This is a genomic window from Mesorhizobium sp. M7A.F.Ca.ET.027.03.2.1 (assembly GCF_003999175.1).
Lineage (GTDB): Bacteria > Pseudomonadota > Alphaproteobacteria > Rhizobiales > Rhizobiaceae > Mesorhizobium.
On sequence record NZ_RZOM01001209.1, the window covers coordinates 1 to 1,704 of the forward strand.

Here is a 1,704-nt window from a genome sequence, read left to right on the forward strand (position 1 = left end):
GACCACTTCGGCGATATCGTCGAGGAACAGGCCGGCGACAACAGCCGTCACCGGCGCGATGAGCAATGCCATGCCGAAGGCAAGCGCTATCGCGGCGATGATGCCACCCAGCCAGCCGGCCCAGGACGGTATGCCGGGCAACAGCGTCTGCAGCCACGGCAGGGCGAGCCACTCGACGAGGCTGGTCAGGCCGAACCACAAGGCGACAAGCGCCAGCAGCGTCAGACCCAATGTCTTGAGGAACACGGCCCGAAAGGGAGGCGAGAGCAGCTCGAGGGCCGCAGTGCGGGCAGCGTCGAAAATCACCGTGCTTTACCCCCAGGTCACACCAGACACCGTCGAAAAGGCGGATACTTCCGAGATAAGCAGAGCACGGCATGAGCGCAAGCAGGCCGGTTCTTTTGCTTTAACGCAGTCCCCAAGGGGAGAGCGCTATGCGCTTTTCCCGGAAAAACCGCTTCACACTTGTCCTGGAATTGCTCTACCGCGCAAATGCTGGCTTTCGAACCGGAATGGTCATGGCGGCGACCCCAGCCACGACAAACCCCATGCCCAGCCATGCCGTCGAGCCTAGGCTTTCGCCGAGGAAAAGGGCGCCGATGCCGACGCCGATCGGCACCCGCAGATAGGCCTGCGAGGTGGTGCCGACCGAACCCAACGTGTGGATGAGGCGGAAATAGATGACGAAGGCCAATGCGGTGGAAAACACCGACAGGCCGAGCAGGGCCAGAATCGATGCGGCCGAAGGCGCCAGCGTCCACGGCTGGTCGAACACCAGACTGAGGGGCACGAGGATGACGGCGCCGCACAGCATCGAACCGGCGGCAGGCAGCATCGGATCGAGACCCTTGAAGCCGCGGCCGAAAATGGCGGCCCCGGCATAGCAGATTGTTGCCGCTACGATGGCCAACTGCGCCCACAACTCGTGACCGAGACCACCCAGTGCCTGCGTGCCTATGATGAGACAGATGCCGGCAATGCCGGCGCCGACGCCAATCAGCTTCCGCACCGTGACCGGCTCGTGGCGGGTGATGAGCGCTGTCAAGAGGAAGGTGAAGATCGGCGAGGTCGCGTTCAGGATGGTGGCGAGGCCGGCATCGACCGAACGTTCCGCCGCGGCGATCAGGGTGAACGGGATGACGCTGTTGAGGCAGGCCTGGAAGGCGAAGCGGCGCCAGCTTGCCGCATCGCCCGGCATGGCGAGCCCGCGCCAGCGGAGGATGGCAAACAAGATACCACCGGCAATCAGGGTGCGGGCGGCAATGAAGGTGACCGGCGGGATGGTTTCGACGCCGATCTTGATGAAGGTGTAGGAGGCGCCCCAGAGCACCGCCAGCACGACGAGCAGCGCAAGGTCGGTGGTCATGTCGTTCTTTGCAGGCTCGTTCTTTGTCGGCATGGCTCGCCTTCAAACGGGATCGGGTGAGCCATGCTTGTAGGCGGTCCGGCGATGAAATGCTTCGGCCACGGTCGAATTGTCATAGCGCCTCGCGGCTGATGCGCCTTTTGCCTGTTCCGCCAAAGTTGCGTGTCACGCCCTAGGCAAACCGGTTTCAAATCGCTAGACCCGCGCCGGACCGGCGTGGCAAGAAGCCGGCTCGGGTTTTGGCGGAGATTTTGATGCCGGATTATGACGTGCTTTGCATCGGCAATGCCATTGTCGACATCATCGCCCAGTGCGACGAGGAATTCCTCGAGACCAAC

At 63.0% G+C, this 1,704-nt stretch carries 2 protein-coding genes; both read right to left on the bottom strand.

Annotated elements, in window-relative coordinates:
* A partial coding sequence (locus EN750_RS33030) for an EI24 domain-containing protein (protein ID WP_348629640.1) occupies positions 1-306 on the bottom strand: 306 nt, incomplete at its 3' end.
* 175 nt (positions 307-481) lie between these two features.
* Complete coding sequence (locus tag EN750_RS33035) at positions 482-1,366, bottom strand: EamA family transporter (RefSeq protein WP_164761879.1); 885 nt, start codon at positions 1,364-1,366, stop codon at positions 482-484.
* Positions 1,367-1,704: the final 338 nt, after the last annotated feature.